The following is a 17,697-nucleotide window of genomic DNA, read 5'->3' on the forward strand; positions in this document are numbered from 1 at the left end:
TTGGACATTGTGCCTGTTCTTTTCCTTGCGCGGTCAAGGCAGACCGTCGCCGCGCAGGCAGGCCGCTGCCCGCTCGAGCAGGGCGCGGGCCTGGCGGGCCTTGTCGGCGGACAGCGTCGGGTCGCGCTGGCGCCGGGCGCTGCAGGCCAGGGTGAAGCAGCGGGTGGCAGCGCGCAGGGAGAGGAACAGCGGCAGGGGACGGTAGTCCTCAGGCTCGGCGACATGCGCCAGATAGCTCTTGAGCAGGCGCGTCGCCAGCGTGGTCAGGCCGTGGTGCTGCAGGTCCAGCAGCAGGAAGGCGAGGTCGTGGAGTACGTCGATGCAGCTCAGCCGGTCGCTGAACTCGATGCCGTCGAAGGGGGTCGGCCGGCCGTCGAGCAGGCAGACGTTGGCCAGCCGCAGGTCGCCATGGCAGCGTCGCACCCGGCCTTCGCGGCGGCGCCGGTCGAGCTCCGCGGCCTGGGCCGCGAGGGCGGCCAGCGAGGCGCGGTGCAGGGCGTCCAGGGCGCTGGCGTCGAGCAATTCCGGATAGCGGCACAGTTCCCGATGATTTTCCTCGATGACCTGGCGGACCGCGTCCGGGCCGCCGAACGCCGGGGTGATCTCGGCGCCGGCGTGAAAGCGGGCGATCTCCGCGCCCAGGCTGTCCATCAGCGCCGGGGTCAGGTGCCCGGCGACGGCCATGCTCTCGAACAGTGCCTCCTGGGGAAAACGCCGCATCACCACTACCCAGTCGAGCACCGGCCCGGCGCCGTCGAAGCGCAGCCGGCCGTCCGCGCCGCGGTTGATCGAGCGCACCTGCAGATACAGTTCCGGCGCGGTGCGCCGGTTCAGGCGCAGCTCGGCACGGCAGCCGCGTTCGCGGCTGTCCAGACGGCGATAGTCCAGCGCCGCGTAGGCCACGGCGCGCTTGAGCTTGTAGGCGCGGTCGCCGTGCAGGAAGACCAGCGAGCCGTGGGTCTCGATGCGCTCGACGTGGCCGTCGGGCGCGCCGTAGCTGTCGGCCCGGGAGAGAAAGGCGATGACCTCCGCCTGGCCGCTCATGGGCACTCCGTGGTGGCCGGCCGATCCTCGGCGTGACGCGGGGCTGGCATGGTGTCCCTGTCCCTCCGGGTGGTGAGGGCCGCCGCAGGGGAGGGCGGCCGTCTGAGCAGTCTGGACCAGCCGCCTGGCAAAGTCCTCCTGCGGATCTCGGGCGAGTTCCGTGGCGGTCTACTCTGAAATTAGGATCGCTCGCCCCTTTTCGCCGAGCCTTATGCGCTGCGCGCGGAGGAGAAGCTCATGCGTTCGGCCATCATAGAGAAAACCCCTACCGAACTGCGCCTGGTGCCGAACTGGCCGGACACGGCTGCGGCCCGCGCAGCCTTCTCCTGGCAAGCGGAGGCGGCGGGGCTCAGCGGCCTGTCCGGCGGCGGGCTGAACCTGGCCTTCGAGGCGGTGGACCGGCATGCCGCCGGGCTGCGCCGCGCACATGTCGCCCTGCGCCTGCTCGAACGGGGCGGCCGCCGCCGCGAGGTCAGCTACGGCGAGCTGGGCCGGCTGACCAGCCGCTTCGCCAATCTGTTGAACAGGCTCGGCATCGAGTCCGGGGCGCGGCTGTTCGTACTGTGCAACCGCGGCCTGGAGCTGTACCTGGGCGTGCTCGGCGGCCTCAAGTGCGGCTGCGTGGTTTCGCCGCTGTTTTCCGCCTTCGGCCCGGAGCCGCTGGAAACCCGTCTGCGCCTGGGTGAGGGCAGCGTGCTGCTGACCAGCGTGGCGCTGTACCGGCGCAAGGTGGCGGCGATCCGCGACCGGCTGCCGTTGCTGAAGCATGTGCTGCTCTACGACGAGGAGGGCGGGCCGGTCGCGGTCGATGGCACCCATGACCTGCATCGGCTGCTGGGCGAGGCCTCCGATATCTTCGAGGTTGCCCCGACCACCGCCGACACCCCCTCGCTGCTGCACTTCACCAGCGGCACCACCGGCACGCCGAAGGGCGCGCTGCACGTGCATGGCGCGGCGCTCATCCACTACGTCACCGGCAAGTATGCCCTCGACCTGCACCCGGAGGACGTGTTCTGGTGCACCGCCGATCCCGGCTGGGTCACCGGCACCTCCTACGGCATCCTCGCCCCGCTCTTGCTCGGCGTCACCAGCGTGGTCGACTGCGCCGACTTCGACGCCGAGCGCTGGTACGCCATTCTGGAAAGCGAGCGGGTCAGCGTCTGGTACACCGCGCCCACCGCCATCCGCCTGCTGATGAAGGCCGGCGCTGAGCTGGCGCAAGGTCACAGCTATCCGGGGCTGCGCTTTGTCGCCAGCGTCGGCGAGCCGCTCAACCCGGAAGCGGTGTGGTGGGGCCAGGAGGTGCTCGGCCTGCCGATCCACGACAACTGGTGGCAGACCGAGACCGGCGGGATCATGCTGGCCAACACCGCGGCCATGTCGATCAGGCCCGGCTCCATGGGCAAACCGCTGCCGGGGATCGAGGCGGCCATCGTCCGGCGCCGCGAGGACGGCAGCCTGGAATTGCTGGGTGATGAGGCCATCGGCGAGCTGGCGCTGAAGCAACCCTGGCCCGGCATGTTCCGCGCCTATCTCGGCCAGGAGGAACGCTACCAGCGCTGCTTCGTCGACGACTGGTACCTGAGCGGCGACCTGGCTCGCCGCGATGCCGACGGCTACTACTGGTTCGTCGGCCGCGGCGACGATGTGATCAAGTCCGCCGGCCACTTGATCGGCCCCTTCGAGGTGGAGAGTGCGCTGCTCGAGCATCCGGCGGTGGCCGAGGCGGCGGTGATCGGCAAGCCCGACCCGCTGCTCGGCGAGACGGTGAAGGCCTTCGTTTCATTGAAGAGTGGCTTCGAACCCAGCCCGGAGTTGCATGACGAGCTGCTCGGCCACGCGCGCAAGTGCCTCGGCGCGGCGGTGGCGCCCAAGGAGCTGGATTTCCTGCCGAGCCTGCCGCGCACCCGCAGCGGCAAGCTGATGCGCCGCCTGCTCAAGGCCCGCGAGCTGGGCCTGCCGGAAGGCGACACCTCGACCCTGGAGAATCCGTCATGAGTGTGCCGGTGCCCTATCCGACCGAGTTCGCCCTGCATCTGCTGCGCGACATGCTGCGCATCCGCCGTCTGGAGGAGCGCGCCGCCGAGCTGTATGGCGAGGGCAAGATCCGCGGCTTCCTGCACCTGTACATCGGCGAGGAAGCGGTGGCGGCCGGCGCGCTGCACGCGCTGGCGCCGGATGACGCCATTGTCGCCACCTACCGCGAGCACGGCCACGCGCTGATTCAGGGCGTGCCGATGACCGCGATCATGGCCGAGATGTACGGCAAGCAGGAGGGCTGCTCACGCGGGCGCGGCGGCTCCATGCACCTGTTTGACGCCAAGACGCGATTCTTCGGCGGCAACGCCATCGTCGCCGGCGGGCTGCCGCTGGCGGTGGGCCTGGCCCTGGCCGAGCGCATGCAGGGCGGCCCGCGGCTGACCGCCTGCTTCTTCGGTGAAGGCGCGCTGGCCGAGGGCGGCGCCGCCGAGGCGCTGAACCTGGCCGCGCTCTGGCAGCTGCCGGTGCTGTTCTGCTGCGAGAACAACCTCTACGCCATGGGCACCGCCCTGGCGCGCTCGCAGGCGCAGACCGACCTGTGCGCCAAGGTGCAGGCGTTCAAGGTGCCGGCCCGCTCGGTGGACGGCATGGACGTGGTCGCCGTGCACGAGGCGACCCGTGCGGCGGTGGAGCAGATGCACGCCGGCCACGGGCCTTGCTTTCTCGAATTCCGGACCTACCGCTTCCGCGCCCACTCGATGTTCGACCCCGAGCTGTACCGCGACAAGGCCGAGGTGGAGGAGTGGAAGAAGCGCGGGCCGATCCACTCCTACAGCACGCAACTGAAGGCCCAGGGGCTGCTCGACGAGCCGGGCTTTCTTGCCCTCGAGGCTGAGGCGGCGGCCGAGGTGGAGGCGGCGGTGGCCTTCGCCGAGGCCGGCAGCCTGGAGCCGGTCGAGGATCTGCTGCGCGACATCTACACTCCGGAGCAGCAGCCATGAGCCGCACCACCTACCGCGAGGCGCTGCGCCAGGGCTTGCGCGAGGCGCTGAGCCGCGATCCACGGGTGTTCCTGATGGGCGAGGACGTCGGCCGCTACGGCGGCACCTATGCGGTGTCCAAGGGCTTGCTCGAGGAGTTCGGCGAGCAGCGCATCCGCGACACGCCGCTGTCCGAGCTGGGCTTCGTCGCCGCTGGCATCGGCGCGGCGCTGGGCGGCATGCGGCCGGTCGTCGAGGTAATGACGGTGAACTTCAGCCTGCTGGCGCTGGACCCGCTGATGAACACCGCCGCGACCCTGCGGCACATGTCTGGCGGGCAGTTCTCGGTGCCGCTGGTGCTGCGCATGGCCACCGGCGCCGGGCGCCAGCTGGCGGCGCAGCACTCGCACAGCCTGGAGGGCTGGTACGCGCACATCCCCGGGCTGAAGATCCTCACCCCGGCCACCCTGGAGGATGCCTGCGGCATGCTCTGGCCGGCCCTGCAGGACCCCGACCCGGTGCTGATCTTCGAGCATGGCGCGCTGTACAACGTCGAGGGCGAGCTGGACGCGGGCGAAGTGGTGGACATCCACTCGGCACGGGTGCGCCGCGCGGGCAGCGACCTGACCCTGATCGCCTACGGTGGCACCCTGGTCAAGGCCCTGGCGGCAGCCGAGCAGCTGGCCGGCGAAGGCATTTCCGCCGAGGTGATCGACCTGCGCGTGCTGCGCCCGCTGGACGACGCCACCATCCTCGCCTCGGTGCGCAAGACCCGCCGCGCCCTGGTGGTCGACGAGGGCTGGCGCAGCGGCAGCCTGGCCGCCGAGATCATCGCGCGCATCGTCGAGCAGGGCTTCTACGAGCTTGACGCCTCGCCGGCTCGGGTGTGCAGCCTGGAAGTGCCGATACCCTACGCCAAGCACCTGGAGGACGCGGCGCTGCCGCAGGTGCCGGGCATTGTTGCAGCGGCGCGGGGGTTGTTGGGCTGACATCACGGCGCTGATCGTGCCCAGGCTCCCGCGTAGGCATGCCGTCAGGGGCGCTCCGGTCTCCCGAGGGCGCGGAGCGCCCGGCCCCGGGCTCCCACGCAGGAGCGTGGGAGCCATCTGATCAACATTGGTGAGAGGGACCCATGATCGAATTCAAGCTGCCCTCCCTCGGCGCCGACATGGACGAGGGCACCCTGCTCGAGTGGCGGATCGCGCCGGGCGACGCGGTCAGGCGCGGTCAGGTGGTCGCCGTGGTCGACACCGCCAAGGCGGCGGTGGACGTGGAGTGCTGGCAGGACGGAACCGTGCTCGATCTGCTGATCCAGCCCGGCGAGAAGGTGCCGGTGGGCACATCGATCGCCACCCTGCTGGAGGCAGGGGAAAGCGCGGAAACCGTGCGCCGGCCGGAGCGCACCGCGAAACCGCCTGAGACAGTGCCCGCGCCAGCCACCGCTATCCTTGTCGCCGCGCCGGCCAGTCGCCCGCGCATCTCGCCGGCCGCCCGCAAGCGCGCCGTCGAGCTGGGCATCGATGCCAACACCCTGCGCGGAACGGGTCCGCAGGACGCAGTGACTCTGGAGGACGTCGAGGCCGCTGCCAGCCAAGCTGCGCCCGGCGATCGCCAGGTCGCCATGCGCCAGGCCATCGCCGCAGCCATGAGCCGCTCCAAGCGCGAGATTCCCCATTACTACCTGGGTGAGACGGTGCAACTGGGCGCCGCGCTGGCCTGGCTTTCGGCGCATAACGCCGAGCTACCGCCGGAGCAGCGCCTGCTTCCCGGCGTGCTGCTGCTCAAGGCCATCGCCCTGGCCCTGCGCGACTACCCTCAACTCAACGGCTTCTGGCTGGACGGCGCCTTCCACCCGGCCGCCGGCATCCACCTCGGCGTGGCCATCGCCCTGCGCCAAGGCGGGCTGATCGCCCCGGCGCTGCACGACGTCGCCGACAAGCCGCTGGAGCAGTTGATGAGCGAGCTGGGCGACCTGGTGCAGCGCGCGCGCAGCTACTCGCTGCGCAGCTCCGAGCTGTCGGATGCCAGCCTGACCGTCACCCAGCTCGGCGACCAGGGCGTCGACAGCGTGTTCGGCGTGATCTACCCGCCGCAGGTGGCGCTGGTCGGCGTCGGCCGCATCGCCGAGCGGCCCTGGGTGGAGGAGGGGCGGTTGTGCGTGATGCCTACCGCCCTGTTCAGCCTGGCCGCCGACCACCGCGCCAGCGACGGCCGCTACGGCGCACGCTTTCTCGCCGAGGTCCGCCGCCGCCTGCAGACCCCGGACAGCCTGTGAGGAATCGAAAATGGACGAAGTGCAGATCCGCCAGCAGGTATTCGAAGCCCTGCAGGGCATCGCCCCGGAAGTCGAACCGCAAACCCTGTGCTGCGACCGCCCGCTGCGCGACGAGGTCGACCTCGACTCTATGGACTGGCTGCGCTTTCTCGCCGCCCTGCACCAGCGGCTCGGAGTGAGCATTCCGGAGGCCGACTACCAGAAACTGACCACGCTGGATGCGCTGATCGCCTACTGCGCACAGCGGCTGACAGGAGACCGACCATGAGCCTCTCACAATTCCGCCAGCGCGGTCCCTTCGAGTGGGAGCTGCCGGCCCATGGGGCGATGCGCGTGCCGGGGGTGATCTTCGCCTCGCGCGAGCTGATTGAGACAATGGATGACAAGGTCGGCGAGCAACTGGCCAACGTCGCCGGTCTGCCCGGCATCGTCGATGCCGCCTACGCCATGCCCGATGCGCACTGGGGCTATGGCTTTCCCATCGGCGGGGTGGCGGCCTTCGACGCCGAGGAGGGGGGGGTGGTGTCGGCCGGCGGCGTGGGCTTCGACATCTCCTGCGGGGTGCGTAGCCTGCATACCGGGCTCAAGCTGGCCGACGTGGAGGCGGTGAAGACGCGCCTGGCCGACGTGCTCTACCGGCGCATCCCGGCCGGCCTCGGCAGTACTGGCGCGCTGCGCCTGACGGCGGCGGAGATGACGGCCATGCTGCGCGGTGGCGCGAAATGGGCAGTCGAGGAAGGCTTCGGCAGCGAGGCGGACCTGGCGCGCATCGAGGAGTCCGGCTGCATGGCCGGCGCCGAGCCTTCCGCCGTCTCGGAGCAGGCGAAGAAGCGCCAGCGCGACGAGATGGGCACCCTCGGCTCGGGTAACCACTACCTGGAAGTGCAGGTGGTGGACGCGCTGTTCGATACGAAGGCGGCACAGGCCTATGATCTGGCCGAAGGCAACGTGCTGGTGACCATCCACTGCGGCTCGCGGGGCATGGGCCACCAGATTGGCACCGACTATCTGCGGGCGATGGTGATTGCCGCTGCGCAGGCGGGCATCGCCCTGCCGGATCGCGAGCTGGCCTGCGCCCCGCTGAAGTCCGAGCTGGGCCAGCGTTATCTCGGCGCCATGCGTGCGGCGATCAACTGCGCCCTGGCCAACCGGCAGATCCTCACTCACCTGACTCGCCAGGCCTTTGCCGAGGTGTTTCCCGGCACTCACCTGCCGCTGCTCTACGACGTGTCGCACAATACCTGCAAGGAGGAGCGTCACGTCCTCGGGGGGCGCCATCGGCGGCTGTTCGTCCACCGCAAGGGGGCGACGCGCGCTTTCGCCGCGGGGCATGCCGAGCTGCCGGCGGAGTACCGCCAGGTCGGCCAGCCGGTGCTGATCGGCGGCAGTATGGGCACCGCTTCCTGGGTCCTTGCCGGCGCGGCCGGCACCGGGGAGCACGCCTTCGCCTCGGCCTGCCACGGCGCCGGCCGGGCGATGAGCCGCCATGAGGCGCTGCGCCGCTGGCAGGGGCGTGCGGTGGTGGATGAGCTGGCATCCCGTGGCATCCTGATTCGCAGTCCGAGTATGCGCGGTGTGGCTGAGGAGGCGCCGCTGGCCTACAAGGATGTCGCCACGGTGGTCGAGGCGGCCGAGCAGGCGGGGCTGGCGGTGCGGGTGGCGCGGCTCAAGCCGCTGGTGTGCATCAAGGGATGAGAAGTTGGCCGGCCCGGAGCGAGGCTGGCCAGTGGTGAGTCAGGAGCCGACCAGCCAGGCGCCGGCGGGGAGCTGGCGCTTCAGCGTCCGGCAGTCGCCGGGCGGCGGCTGATGCCCCGGCGGACGGTCCGGGAACCAGATGCGGCACTGGCCCGGTGGCGGCCAGTGGCTGGCCGGGACCGGTGACGCGTTCCGGTCATGGTCCACGCCGAGCGCGGTCTCCTGGGTATCGGCCTGCGACCATTCCAGGTAGGACTCCCCGCGGCTCTGCCCGGTCGTGGCGGACTGTCTTGAGGAGGGCATCGGCGCCTGGCTGGATGCCGTGCATTGCGCCTGGGCCTGTTCCAGCCGTTCGCGCAGGGCGGCGATCTCGGTCTCGGCTTGCCGGCGCCATTCGATTTCCTCGTCGAGCCGCTGTTGCAGGGGTAGTCGCTCGCTGTCGGCGACCGTCGGGGTGCGATTCTGGCCGGTGGCTTGCCGGGCGGCACCGATCAGCCAGGCATTGCGCGCCCGCAAGGCGTCGTTGTCGCCGACCAGGGTGTTGGACTTGGCGGCCAGGGAGTCGGCCTCCTGATAGTGGCCCTGATGCAGGCGGGTCTGCCCCAGGTAGTGCCAGAGGATGGCATTGTTCGGCTCGATGCGCAGTGCCCGTTCCAGAGCGGACGCAGCCTGATCGGGTCGCCCGGCGCCGAACTCCTCGATTGCACTTTTCAATAGGGAAACCACCGCCTGGTTTTCCTGCTGGGACAGCACTGCCGGGGCTGGGGTGGCGTTTCGCTCCTCGGCAGCGCTGGCGGGCAAGGCCGAGCCGACTGTGCAGAGCAGCAGTGCCGGCCACAGGCCGGAAATCCTGTAGGGTGTTTTCATCATGTCGGTGAACCGTCGTCTCGGCCTCAGTGATCTTCTCGCCAGTGCTCCCCGGCCTGTTTGCGCCGCTCCCGGCGCATCTCCTCAGCATGCTTGCGGGCCTCGCGTTGCATCTCCTCGTGATCCTTGCGGTGTTCCCGGCGGGCTTCCATCTCGGCCTTGTCGTATTCCCTGTGCATTTCCTGGCGGCGCTTTTCCGCCTCGTGGATGTCTTGAGGGTACGAGTCAGCGAAGGCCGCAGGCGTGCTGCCGGCCAAGGCGATCAGGGCTGCCGCCGCCAGTGCTTTGCGTGGTCTCACTGGAGTTGCCTCTGCAAGAGTGAAAAACGGACGCGATCATACCGTGCCCGCTTCACGCCGGCGCTGCCGGGCCGCGCGCTCTGGTATAGTCCGGTTGCAGGCCGATCGGGCCTGGGCTACTGTGCCCCGACAGCAAGGCGAGACATTTCCGTGACATCCAGCAGCACCCTTCTGATGCGAGTCGTCAAGGCCCACGCCCGTTGGCGCTGGCGCGCCTGATCCCTCTCCTTCCGGCTCGGCCGGACGCTTCATGACGCCCCGTTCCCGGCTCGCCGACGAGCCCTCTCAAGCGGACAACGGATCGGGGCCTTTCATCCGGACGCAGTGAATCAAGGGGTTACGCCTACTATGCTGCTGATGATCGATAACTACGATTCCTTCACCTACAACGTCGTCCACTATCTCTGCGAGCTGGGGGCGGAAGTCAAGGTGATCCGCAACGACGAGCTGAGCATCGCCGAGATCGAGGCCCTGCGCCCGGAGCGTCTGGTGGTCTCGCCGGGACCCTGCACGCCCAGCGAGGCCGGGGTTTCGCTGGAGGCGATCCGCCATTTCGCCGGCAAGCTGCCGATCCTCGGCGTCTGCCTTGGCCACCAGAGCATCGGCCAGGCCTTCGGTGGCGAGGTGGTGCGCGCGCGGGTGGCCATGCACGGCAAGACCAGCCCCGTGTTCCATCAGGGCCAGGGGGTATTCGCCGGCCTCAACAACCCACTCACCGTAACCCGCTACCATTCCCTGGTGGTCAGGCGCGAAACCCTGCCCGAGTGTCTGGAGATAACCGGCTGGACCCAGTTCGAGGACGGCTCGGTGGATGAAGTCATGGGCTTGCGGCACAAGACCCTGAACATCGAGGGTGTGCAGTTCCACCCCGAGTCGATCCTCACCGAGCAGGGACACGAGCTGTTCGCCAACTTCCTGAAGCAGAGCGGAGGCGTGCGCTGATGGACATCAAGCAGGCCCTGGACCGGGTGGCCAACAACCTTGACCTGAGCACGGCGGAGATGCACGACGTAATGCGTCAGATCATGACCGGCCAGAGTACCGACGCGCAGATCGGCGCCTTCCTGATGGGCCTGCGCATGAAGAGCGAGACCATCGACGAGATCGTCGGTGCTGCCCAGGCCATGCGCGAATTGGCCGCGCCGGTGCGGATCGATGCCGAGCGCCTGGTGGACACCTGCGGTACCGGTGGCGATGGCATGAACATCTTCAACGTCTCCACGGCAGCGGCCTTCGTTGTCGCGGCGGCCGGTGGCCGGGTGGCCAAGCACGGAAACCGCGCGGTTTCCGGCAAGAGTGGCAGCGCCGATCTGCTGGAGACTGCCGGGGTCTATCTGGACCTGACTCCCGAACAGGTAGCGCGCTGCGTCGAGTCGGTCGGTGTCGGCTTCATGTTCGCCCCCGCCCACCATGGAGCGATGAAGCATGCCATCGGGCCGCGCCGCGAACTCGGCCTGCGCACGCTGTTCAATATGCTTGGGCCGATGACCAATCCGGCCGGGGTGAAGCATCAGGTACTCGGCGTCTTCAGCCAGGCGCTGTGTCGGCCACTGGCGGAGGTGATGGCGCGTCTGGGCAGTGTGCATGTACTGGTGGTGCATGCCCAGGACGGCCTGGACGAGATCAGCCTGGCCGCGCCGACCCATATCGCCGAGCTGAGGAACGGCGAAATCGACGAATATCTCATCCAGCCCGAAGACTTCGGCATCAAGAGCCAGAGCCTGATCGGTCTCAATGTGGAGGGGCCGCAGGAGTCGCTGGCGCTGATTCGCGATGCCCTCGGTCGGCGCAAGACCGTGAGCGGCCAGAAGGCTGCCGAGATGATTGTGCTCAACGCCGGCGCCGCGCTCTATGCCTCCGACCGGGCCGGCACCCTGAAGGAGGGTGTGGCGCTGGCCCACGACGCCCTGCACACCGGGCTGGCGCGCGACAAGCTGGAGGAGCTGGTATCCATTACCGCCGTCTTTCGTCAGGAGAATCAAGCGTGAGTCTGCCAACCGTTCTGGAAAAGATCATCGCCCGCAAGGCCGAGGAAGTCGCCGAGCGCAGCGTCCTCGTCCCGCTCGCCGAACTCGAAGCGCTGGCCCGTTCCGCCAGCGCCACGCGCGGCTTTGCCGTGGCCCTGCAGGCGCAGGTCGGGCGCAAGCAGCCGGCAGTGATCGCCGAGGTCAAGAAAGCCTCGCCGAGCAAGGGTGTGCTGCGCGAGCACTTCGTTCCCGCGGAGATCGCCAAAAGCTATGAGGAGGGTGGGGCGACCTGCCTGTCGGTGTTGACCGACGTGGACTTCTTCCAGGGCAGCGACGCCTATCTGCAGGAGGCCCGCGCGGCCTGCAGCCTGCCGGTGATCCGCAAGGATTTTCTCATCGATCCTTATCAGGTGGTCGAGGCCCGCGCGCTGGGGGCCGATTGTGTGCTGCTGATTGTCGCCGCACTGGGCGATGCGCAGATGATGGAGCTGGCCGCCACCGCCATGGAAATCGGCCTCGACGTGCTGGTGGAGGTACATGATGGCGCCGAGCTGGAGCGGGCGCTGCAGCTGGAGACGCCACTGATCGGCATCAACAACCGCAACCTGCATACCTTCGAGGTGAGCCTGGAAACCACTCTCGATCTGCTGCCGAAGGTGCCACGGGACCGTCTGGTGATTACCGAGAGTGGCATTCTCAACCGTGCCGATGTTGAACTGATGGAGGTCAGCGGCGTGTATGCCTTCCTTGTCGGCGAGGTTTTCATGCGTGCCGAGAAGCCGGGTACCGAGCTGCGCCGGCTGTTTTTCCCGGAGAGCTGAGGAGTGCCGGCCCGGTGTGTTGCGCGCCGGGCCCGAGGGGCTGTCAGCGAGTGCCGAAGACCACCATTGTCTTGCCCTTGACGTGGACCAGACCCTGCTCCTCCAGGCTCTTCAGCACGCGGCCGACCATTTCCCGCGAGCAGCCGACGATGCGGCCGATTTCCTGGCGGGTGATCTTGATCTGCATGCCGTCGGGATGGGTCATGGCGTCGGGCTGCTTGCACAGGTCGAGCAGGGTGCGCGCCACGCGTCCGGTGACGTCGAGGAAGGCCAGGTCGCCGACCTTGCGGGTGGTGTTGCGCAGGCGGTCGGCCATCTGCCGGCCGAGGGCATAGAGGATTTCCGGGTCCTGCTGGGCCAGTTCGCGGAACTTCGCGTAGCTGATCTCCGCCACTTCGCATTCGGTCTTGGCACGGACCCAGGCGCTGCGCTCCTTCTCACTGCCTTCCTTGTCGAACAATCCCATTTCGCCGAAGAAGTCCCCGACGTTCAGGTAGGCGATGATCATCTCGCGCCCGTCGTCATCCTCGATGAGGATGGTGACTGAACCCTTGATGATGAAGAACAGACTTTCGCACCGGTCGCCCGCGTAAATAACAGTGCTCTTGGCGGTATAGCGGCGCCGATGGCAATGGGCGAGCAGTTTATCGTGGTTGTTGAGTTTGGGCGGAAGAAGGGTGAAAGCGACCACGCTGGATTCCCCTTGGAATGAAAATTGGTCCTTGTCATCTGGCGTTTTTCTACTTGTGGAGTAAGTGTGCCAGCAAACTAATGGCAGCTTAACAGAAGCATGTGCCATGCCGGCTCCGATTTGTGATGGAGCGATCATCTTTCCCAATCTTTCCTGTCTTTCTGTCTTCCTTTCCTGTCTTTCTGTCTTCCTTTCCTGTCTTTCCTGTCTTTCCTGTCTTTCCTGTCTTTCCTGTCTTTCTGGCTGCGGCAGTGAGCAGGGGACGCTGTGCTAGACTCCGCGGCATTTTCAACAAGGGGATTGGCGATGAAAGCGCGCATTCAATGGGCCGGCGAAGCCATGTTCATCGGCGAGTCCGGCAGCGGTCATGCGGTTGTTATGGATGGCCCGTCGGAGAATGGCGGGCGCAACCTTGGCATCCGGCCAATGGAGATGCTGCTGCTCGGCCTGGGCGGCTGTTCCAGCTTCGATGTGGTGAGCATCCTGAAGAAGTCGCGGCAGGCAGTGGAGAGCTGCGAGGCCTTCCTGGATGCCGAGCGGGCTGGCGAGGACCCCAAGGTATTCACCAAGATCCATCTGCATTTTGTGGTCAAGGGGCGGGGGCTGAAGGAGGCGCAGGTCAAGCGGGCGGTGGAGCTGTCTGCGGAGAAATACTGTTCCGCGTCCATCATGCTGGGACGCGCCGGGGTGGAGATCAGCCACGGCCACGAGATCGTTGAGCTCGGCTGAGTTGTCCCGGACATCGCGAAAGTGTTGTGGGCACTGGCATCGCGACGCGTGGCTCTGCATAATTCGCCCCCATTTTCGAGGGCATCAAGACCCCGGCAGCACAACCATAATCGCCAATGCGAAGAGGTGTTAACCGTCCCACGCAGATGCTTCCCGCGCATCTGACGGGCACGCCCAATCACGCGGCGGGGCCGCATCGACTGAGAGTTTCCAAACGGTGAAAAGCAAACTCAAGCTCCACGGGTTCAATAACCTGACCAAGACCTTGAGCTTCAACATCTACGACATCTGCTACGCGGAAACGCCGGAAGACCAGCAAGCCTATGTCCGGTATATCGACGAAGAATACGATGCCCAGCGGCTGACGCAGATTCTCACCGATGTTGTCGACATCATAGGCGCCAATGTGCTGAACATCGCCCGTCAGGACTACGATCCGCAAGGCGCCAGCGTGACCATCCTGATCTCCGAGCAGCCGGTCGAGCCGACCGAAAGCCAGATCGAAGAGTCGCCGGGGCCGCTGCCGGAAACCATTCTGGCGCACCTGGACAAGAGCCACATCACCGTGCACACCTATCCGGAAATCCATCCGGTCGATGGCCTGGCTACCTTCCGGGTGGACATCGATGTGTCCACCTGCGGGGTGATTTCACCGCTGAAGGCGCTTAATTACTTGATCCACCAGTTCGATTCGGACATCGTCACCGTGGATTATCGCGTGCGCGGCTTCACCCGCGACGTGGAGGGCCGCAAGCATTTTATCGATCATGAGATCAATTCGATCCAGAAGTATCTCTCCGCAGATACTCGTGCGGCCTACCAGATGACCGACGTGAACGTGTATCAGGAGAACATGTTTCACACCAAGATGCTGCTCAAGGACTTCGACCTGGACAACTATCTGTTCGGTGATGCCACTCGCAACCTCTCCGCCGAGCAGCGCAAGCAGGTGGAGAAGCGCCTGCGTCACGAAATGCTGGAAATCTTCTATGCGCGCAATATGCCGCACTGAGGTGGCGGCAGGCCTCAGACCTCGCGCTTGAAAATACAAAGGGCGCCGCGGTGCCCTTTGTGTTACACGAGATTCTGTGCCATTCAGATTCGGTAGGTGGTATTGGTCATCACCTTGGACAGCAGGGACATGCCGAATTTGACTGGCGCCGGGAAGCGCAGGCCTCCGGCCTCGAGAGCGGTAGCGGCATGTTGCTGCTCGTCGATACGCATCTGCTCGAGGATGGCGCGGGATTTCCGGTCTTCCTCCGGCAGTTGACCCAGGTGATCGTCCAGGTGCTTGCAGACTTGGTCCTCGGTCGCCGCGACGAAGCCCAAGCTGACCCTGTCGCTGATTATGCCGGCAGTTGCGCCGAGGCTGAAGGACAGACCGTAGAACAGCGGATTGAGCAGGCTGGGGCGGCTGTCCAGTTCGCGGATACGCTGTTCGCACCAGGCCAGGTGATCGACCTCCTCGTTGGCGGCCTGCTCCATGGCGCTGCGCACCTGCGGCAGTCGGGCCGTCAGCGACTGGCCTTGGTAGAGCGCCTGGGCGCAGACCTCGCCGGTATGATTGATGCGCATCAGGCCGGCGACGTGGCGGGCCTTGCTGGCGTCGAGTTGAGTCTCCGGTTCGCTCTGTGCCGGTGACGGACGATAGGGCTTGCCGCTGAAGGGCAGCAGGGTGCGCAAGGCGGCATCGGCCTGCAATAGCAGACGATCTGTGGCCGAGTAGTGGCGTTCGTTGGCCATGGAGCCTCCGGGAGAATTCATGCCGGGCAGTTTAACCCGGGCGGGTGGCGCTTGGGGGTGCCGCAGCTGCGGCGCAGAGCCGCTCAGCCCGGCGGCCAGTGCATCGGGCGCTGGCCGAGCACGTGCATGTGAATGTGGTAGACGGTTTGTCCGCCTTGTTCGTTGCAGTTCATCACCACGCGGAACCCCTCCTCGCAGCCCTGCTCTCTGGCCAGGCGCTGGGCGGTGAAGAGAATATGCCCGGCAAGAAGCTTGTCCTCTTCGCTCAGGTCGTTGAGGGTGGGAATGTGCCGCTTCGGGATAACCAGAAAATGCACCGGCGCCTGTGGGCCGATGTCGTGAAAGGCGACAACCTGGTCATCTTCGTAGAGCCTGCGCGCAGGGATCTCCCCGGCCACGATCTTGCAAAATAGACAGTCCACGGACAGTCTCCCAGCCTGTTGTGAGGTCCTCCGAGTTTAACGGGGCCGCTCCAGAGCGGCCAGTGGCGAGCTGATATGGAGGCAGATCGGAGCGATCTTGTCGGCGGGGGTGGCTGTTCCGTTGCTCCCTGGTGTATTAGAACGGGCGCACCACGACCAGGATCACGATGACCAGCAGAAAGAGCACCGGAACTTCGTTGAACCAACGGAAGAACACATGACTGTGCGGGGTTTCGCCGCTGGCGAAGCGCTTGAGCTGGGCGCCACATGCATGGTGATAGCCGATCAGCAGAAGGACCGCCGTGAGCTTCGCATGCATCCAGCCCTGGCTAAAGTAGTAGCTCGGGTTTGTTGCGATGAGCCCTATGCCGATCAGCAAGGTAGCGATCAGCGAGGGAGTCATGATGCCCCGGTAGAGCTTGCGCTCCATGATGCAGAAGCGTTCGCGGCTGGTCTGGTCCTCGCTCATGGCGTGGTAGACGAACAGGCGCGGCAGATAGAAGAGTCCGGCGAACCAGCAGATGATGGCGATGATGTGCAGGGCTTTCAGCCAGAGGTAGAGCATGGAGCACTCCCGATAGCGGTAAACCCGGAATACTAGTAGCTGGCAGTGGCGTACGTCATCCGGGCGGTTGGCCGGCTGCCGGCTGGGGCTTTATTATCGATACCCTTTCAGTGGCTTGATGCGAGGGCGGATTATGGTCAAGGTCGGTATCGTTGGTGGCACGGGCTACACCGGGGTCGAACTGCTGCGCCTGTTGGCGCAGCATCCCCAGGCGGAGGTGGCGGTGATCACTTCACGCTCGGAGACGGGGGTGAAGGTCGCCGATATGTACCCGAATCTGCGCGGCCATTATGACGAGCTGGCCTTCAGCATGCCGGACAGTGCCATTCTGGGTGGCTGTGATGTGGTGTTCTTCGCCACGCCGCATGGTGTCGCCCATGCCCTGGCCGGCGAATTGCTGGCCGCCGGCACCCAGGTGATCGACCTGTCTGCCGACTTCCGGCTGCAGGACGCCGAGGAGTGGGCCCGCTGGTACGGTCAGCCGCACGGCGCTCCGGAGCTGCTGCCGGAGGCGGTCTACGGCCTGCCAGAAGTGAATCGCGAGCAGATTCGTGTGGCGCGTCTGATCGCCGTTCCCGGCTGCTATCCGACCGCCACCCAGCTGGGCTTCCTGCCGCTGCTGGAGGCCGGTCTGGCCGACAATGCGCGGCTGATTGCCGACTGCAAGTCCGGGGTCAGTGGCGCTGGTCGCGGAGCCAAGGTCGGCTCGCTGTTCTGCGAGGCGGGGGAAAGCATGATGGCTTACTCGGTGAAGGGGCACCGTCACCTGCCGGAGATCAGCCAGGGCCTGCGCCGCGCAGCCAAGGGCGAGGTCGGGCTGACCTTTGTGCCACACCTTGCGCCGATGATCCGCGGCATCCATGCCACCCTGTATGCAACCGTTGTCGACCGCTCAGTGGATCTTCAGGCGCTCTACGAGAAGCGCTATGCCAACGAACCCTTTGTTGACGTGATGCCGACCGGCAGCCATCCGGAAACCCGCAGCGTACGGGGTGCCAATGTCTGCCGCATCGCTGTGCACCGACCGCAGGGCGGCGATCTGGTAGTAGTGCTGTCGGTGATCGACAATCTGGTCAAGGGGGCCTCCGGCCAGGCGGTGCAGAACATGAACATCCTCTTCGGGCTGGATGAGCGGCTTGGCCTGGCTCATGCCGCCTTGCTGCCCTGATCGCCAGGCTGGCTTGCAGGTTGCCTAGTGCAGTTTCATAGGTGTAGTTGTGGAAAATACGGCGTCGAGCGATGCTATGGCCCATGAAAGCACCTCTATTCGTTCGCCCTTTGGCTGCCGAGGAACGGCAGGCCCTGCAGGCTGGCCTGCGTGCCCGAGAAGCCTTCACGCTGCGGCGCTGCCAGATCCTGCTGGCCAGCGCCGACGGCAAGACCGCCACGGAAATCGCCGCCCTGTTCGGCTGCGCCACGCAAACCGTACGCAACACCCGGCGGGCCTTTGCCGCCGAGGGAGTGTCTTGCCTGACGGAGAAGTCGCATCGGCCCAAGCGCGTCCGTCCCCTGCTCGCGGGGACGCAGACCGAACGCTTGCGCGCCTTGCTGCACCGCAGCCCTCGCGACTTCGGCAAACCGACCAGCCTGTGGAGTTTGAGCCTGGCCGCCGAGGTGGC

Annotated in this window: 20 protein-coding genes; 13 read left to right on the forward strand and 7 right to left on the reverse strand. The window is 66.5% G+C overall.

Going from position 1 to position 17,697, the window contains the following annotated elements:
- Positions 1–33: 33 nt before the first annotated feature.
- Entirely contained in the window at positions 34–1,044 is a 1,011-nt protein-coding gene (locus tag ACYVD0_RS19565) for a phosphotransferase (protein WP_460428351.1), read from the reverse strand.
- Between the two features lie 237 nt (positions 1,045–1,281).
- Between ACYVD0_RS19565 and acsA the strand changes: the two genes are divergently transcribed.
- The 6 genes from acsA to ACYVD0_RS19595 all read left to right on the forward strand — a co-directional run bounded on the left by acsA (position 1,282) and on the right by ACYVD0_RS19595 (position 7,974).
- Positions 1,282–3,042 carry an acetate--CoA ligase gene (gene acsA / locus ACYVD0_RS19570; RefSeq protein WP_460428352.1) on the forward strand — a complete coding sequence of 587 codons (1,761 nt, stop codon included), beginning with the start codon at positions 1,282–1,284 and terminating at the stop codon, positions 3,040–3,042.
- The gene (gene pdhA / locus ACYVD0_RS19575) at positions 3,039–4,025 is read left to right on the forward strand and encodes a thiamine pyrophosphate-dependent enzyme (protein ID WP_460428353.1); all 987 of its coding nucleotides are present in this window, start codon (positions 3,039–3,041) and stop codon (positions 4,023–4,025) included. The genes acsA and pdhA overlap by 4 nt, the downstream gene beginning before the upstream one ends.
- Entirely contained in the window at positions 4,022–4,993 is a 972-nt protein-coding gene (locus tag ACYVD0_RS19580; protein WP_460428354.1) for an alpha-ketoacid dehydrogenase subunit beta, read from the forward strand. The genes pdhA and ACYVD0_RS19580 overlap by 4 nt, the downstream gene beginning before the upstream one ends.
- 143 nt (positions 4,994–5,136) lie before the next feature.
- Positions 5,137–6,279 carry a dihydrolipoamide acetyltransferase family protein gene (locus ACYVD0_RS19585; RefSeq protein ID WP_460428355.1) on the forward strand — a complete coding sequence of 381 codons (1,143 nt, stop codon included), beginning with the start codon at positions 5,137–5,139 and terminating at the stop codon, positions 6,277–6,279.
- Positions 6,280–6,289: 10 nt separating this feature from the next.
- Positions 6,290–6,547, forward strand: coding sequence for an acyl carrier protein (locus ACYVD0_RS19590; protein ID WP_460428356.1), 258 nt, complete (start codon positions 6,290–6,292; stop codon positions 6,545–6,547).
- Complete coding sequence (locus ACYVD0_RS19595; protein WP_460428357.1) at positions 6,544–7,974, forward strand: RtcB family protein; 1,431 nt, start codon at positions 6,544–6,546, stop codon at positions 7,972–7,974. The genes ACYVD0_RS19590 and ACYVD0_RS19595 overlap by 4 nt, the downstream gene beginning before the upstream one ends.
- A 39-nt stretch (positions 7,975–8,013) precedes the next feature.
- On the opposite strand, the gene ACYVD0_RS19600 is transcribed toward ACYVD0_RS19595, so the two are convergent.
- Positions 8,014–8,841: a tetratricopeptide repeat protein gene (locus tag ACYVD0_RS19600; RefSeq protein WP_460428358.1), complete on the reverse strand. Its 828-nt coding sequence runs from the start codon at positions 8,839–8,841 to the stop codon at positions 8,014–8,016.
- A gap of 26 nt (positions 8,842–8,867) precedes the next feature.
- Complete coding sequence (locus ACYVD0_RS19605; RefSeq protein WP_460428359.1) at positions 8,868–9,140, reverse strand: hypothetical protein; 273 nt, start codon at positions 9,138–9,140, stop codon at positions 8,868–8,870.
- Between the two features lie 348 nt (positions 9,141–9,488).
- Here ACYVD0_RS19605 and ACYVD0_RS19610 point away from each other — a divergent pair, with 348 nt between their 5' ends.
- From ACYVD0_RS19610 to trpC, 3 genes are read left to right on the forward strand one after another with little or no spacing between them, the layout of a single operon-like run.
- Positions 9,489–10,082, forward strand: a complete 594-nt coding sequence (locus ACYVD0_RS19610; protein WP_460428360.1) for an aminodeoxychorismate/anthranilate synthase component II — start codon at positions 9,489–9,491, stop codon at positions 10,080–10,082.
- Entirely contained in the window at positions 10,082–11,128 is a 1,047-nt protein-coding gene (gene trpD / locus ACYVD0_RS19615) for an anthranilate phosphoribosyltransferase (RefSeq protein WP_460428361.1), read from the forward strand. The genes ACYVD0_RS19610 and trpD overlap by 1 nt, the downstream gene beginning before the upstream one ends.
- A complete protein-coding gene (gene trpC, locus ACYVD0_RS19620; protein ID WP_460428362.1) occupies positions 11,125–11,928 on the forward strand; it encodes an indole-3-glycerol phosphate synthase TrpC in 804 nt (267 codons plus the stop codon). The genes trpD and trpC overlap by 4 nt, the downstream gene beginning before the upstream one ends.
- Before the next feature lie 43 nt (positions 11,929–11,971).
- Here the strand turns inward: trpC and crp are convergent, their stop codons facing one another.
- Positions 11,972–12,619: a Crp/Fnr family transcriptional regulator gene (gene crp / locus ACYVD0_RS19625; protein ID WP_460428363.1), complete on the reverse strand. Its 648-nt coding sequence runs from the start codon at positions 12,617–12,619 to the stop codon at positions 11,972–11,974.
- A gap of 306 nt (positions 12,620–12,925) precedes the next feature.
- Here crp and ACYVD0_RS19630 point away from each other — a divergent pair, with 306 nt between their 5' ends.
- Entirely contained in the window at positions 12,926–13,348 is a 423-nt protein-coding gene (locus tag ACYVD0_RS19630; protein ID WP_460428364.1) for an OsmC family protein, read from the forward strand.
- A 217-nt stretch (positions 13,349–13,565) separates the two neighbouring features.
- Positions 13,566–14,360 carry an S-adenosylmethionine decarboxylase gene (gene speD / locus ACYVD0_RS19635; protein WP_460428365.1) on the forward strand — a complete coding sequence of 265 codons (795 nt, stop codon included), beginning with the start codon at positions 13,566–13,568 and terminating at the stop codon, positions 14,358–14,360.
- 83 nt (positions 14,361–14,443) lie between these two features.
- On the opposite strand, the gene coq7 is transcribed toward speD, so the two are convergent.
- The 3 genes from coq7 to hemJ form a co-directional block, all read right to left on the reverse strand.
- Positions 14,444–15,091 (reverse strand): 3-demethoxyubiquinol 3-hydroxylase, encoded by a 648-nt coding sequence (coq7, locus tag ACYVD0_RS19640; protein WP_460428366.1) that lies wholly within the window; start codon positions 15,089–15,091, stop codon positions 14,444–14,446.
- A gap of 83 nt (positions 15,092–15,174) precedes the next feature.
- Complete coding sequence (locus ACYVD0_RS19645) at positions 15,175–15,513, reverse strand: histidine triad nucleotide-binding protein (protein ID WP_460428367.1); 339 nt, start codon at positions 15,511–15,513, stop codon at positions 15,175–15,177.
- 136 nt (positions 15,514–15,649) lie between these two features.
- A complete protein-coding gene (gene hemJ, locus ACYVD0_RS19650; RefSeq protein ID WP_460428368.1) occupies positions 15,650–16,078 on the reverse strand; it encodes a CopD family protein in 429 nt (142 codons plus the stop codon).
- 133 nt (positions 16,079–16,211) lie between these two features.
- Between hemJ and argC the strand changes: the two genes are divergently transcribed.
- Both argC and ACYVD0_RS19660 read left to right on the forward strand, forming a co-directional pair.
- Positions 16,212–17,246 (forward strand): N-acetyl-gamma-glutamyl-phosphate reductase, encoded by a 1,035-nt coding sequence (gene argC / locus ACYVD0_RS19655; protein ID WP_460428369.1) that lies wholly within the window; start codon positions 16,212–16,214, stop codon positions 17,244–17,246.
- 83 nt (positions 17,247–17,329) lie between these two features.
- A partial coding sequence (locus tag ACYVD0_RS19660; protein WP_460428370.1) for a helix-turn-helix domain-containing protein occupies positions 17,330–17,697 on the forward strand: 368 nt, incomplete at its 3' end.

The sequence above is a fragment of the Azotobacter armeniacus genome (assembly GCF_054779355.1).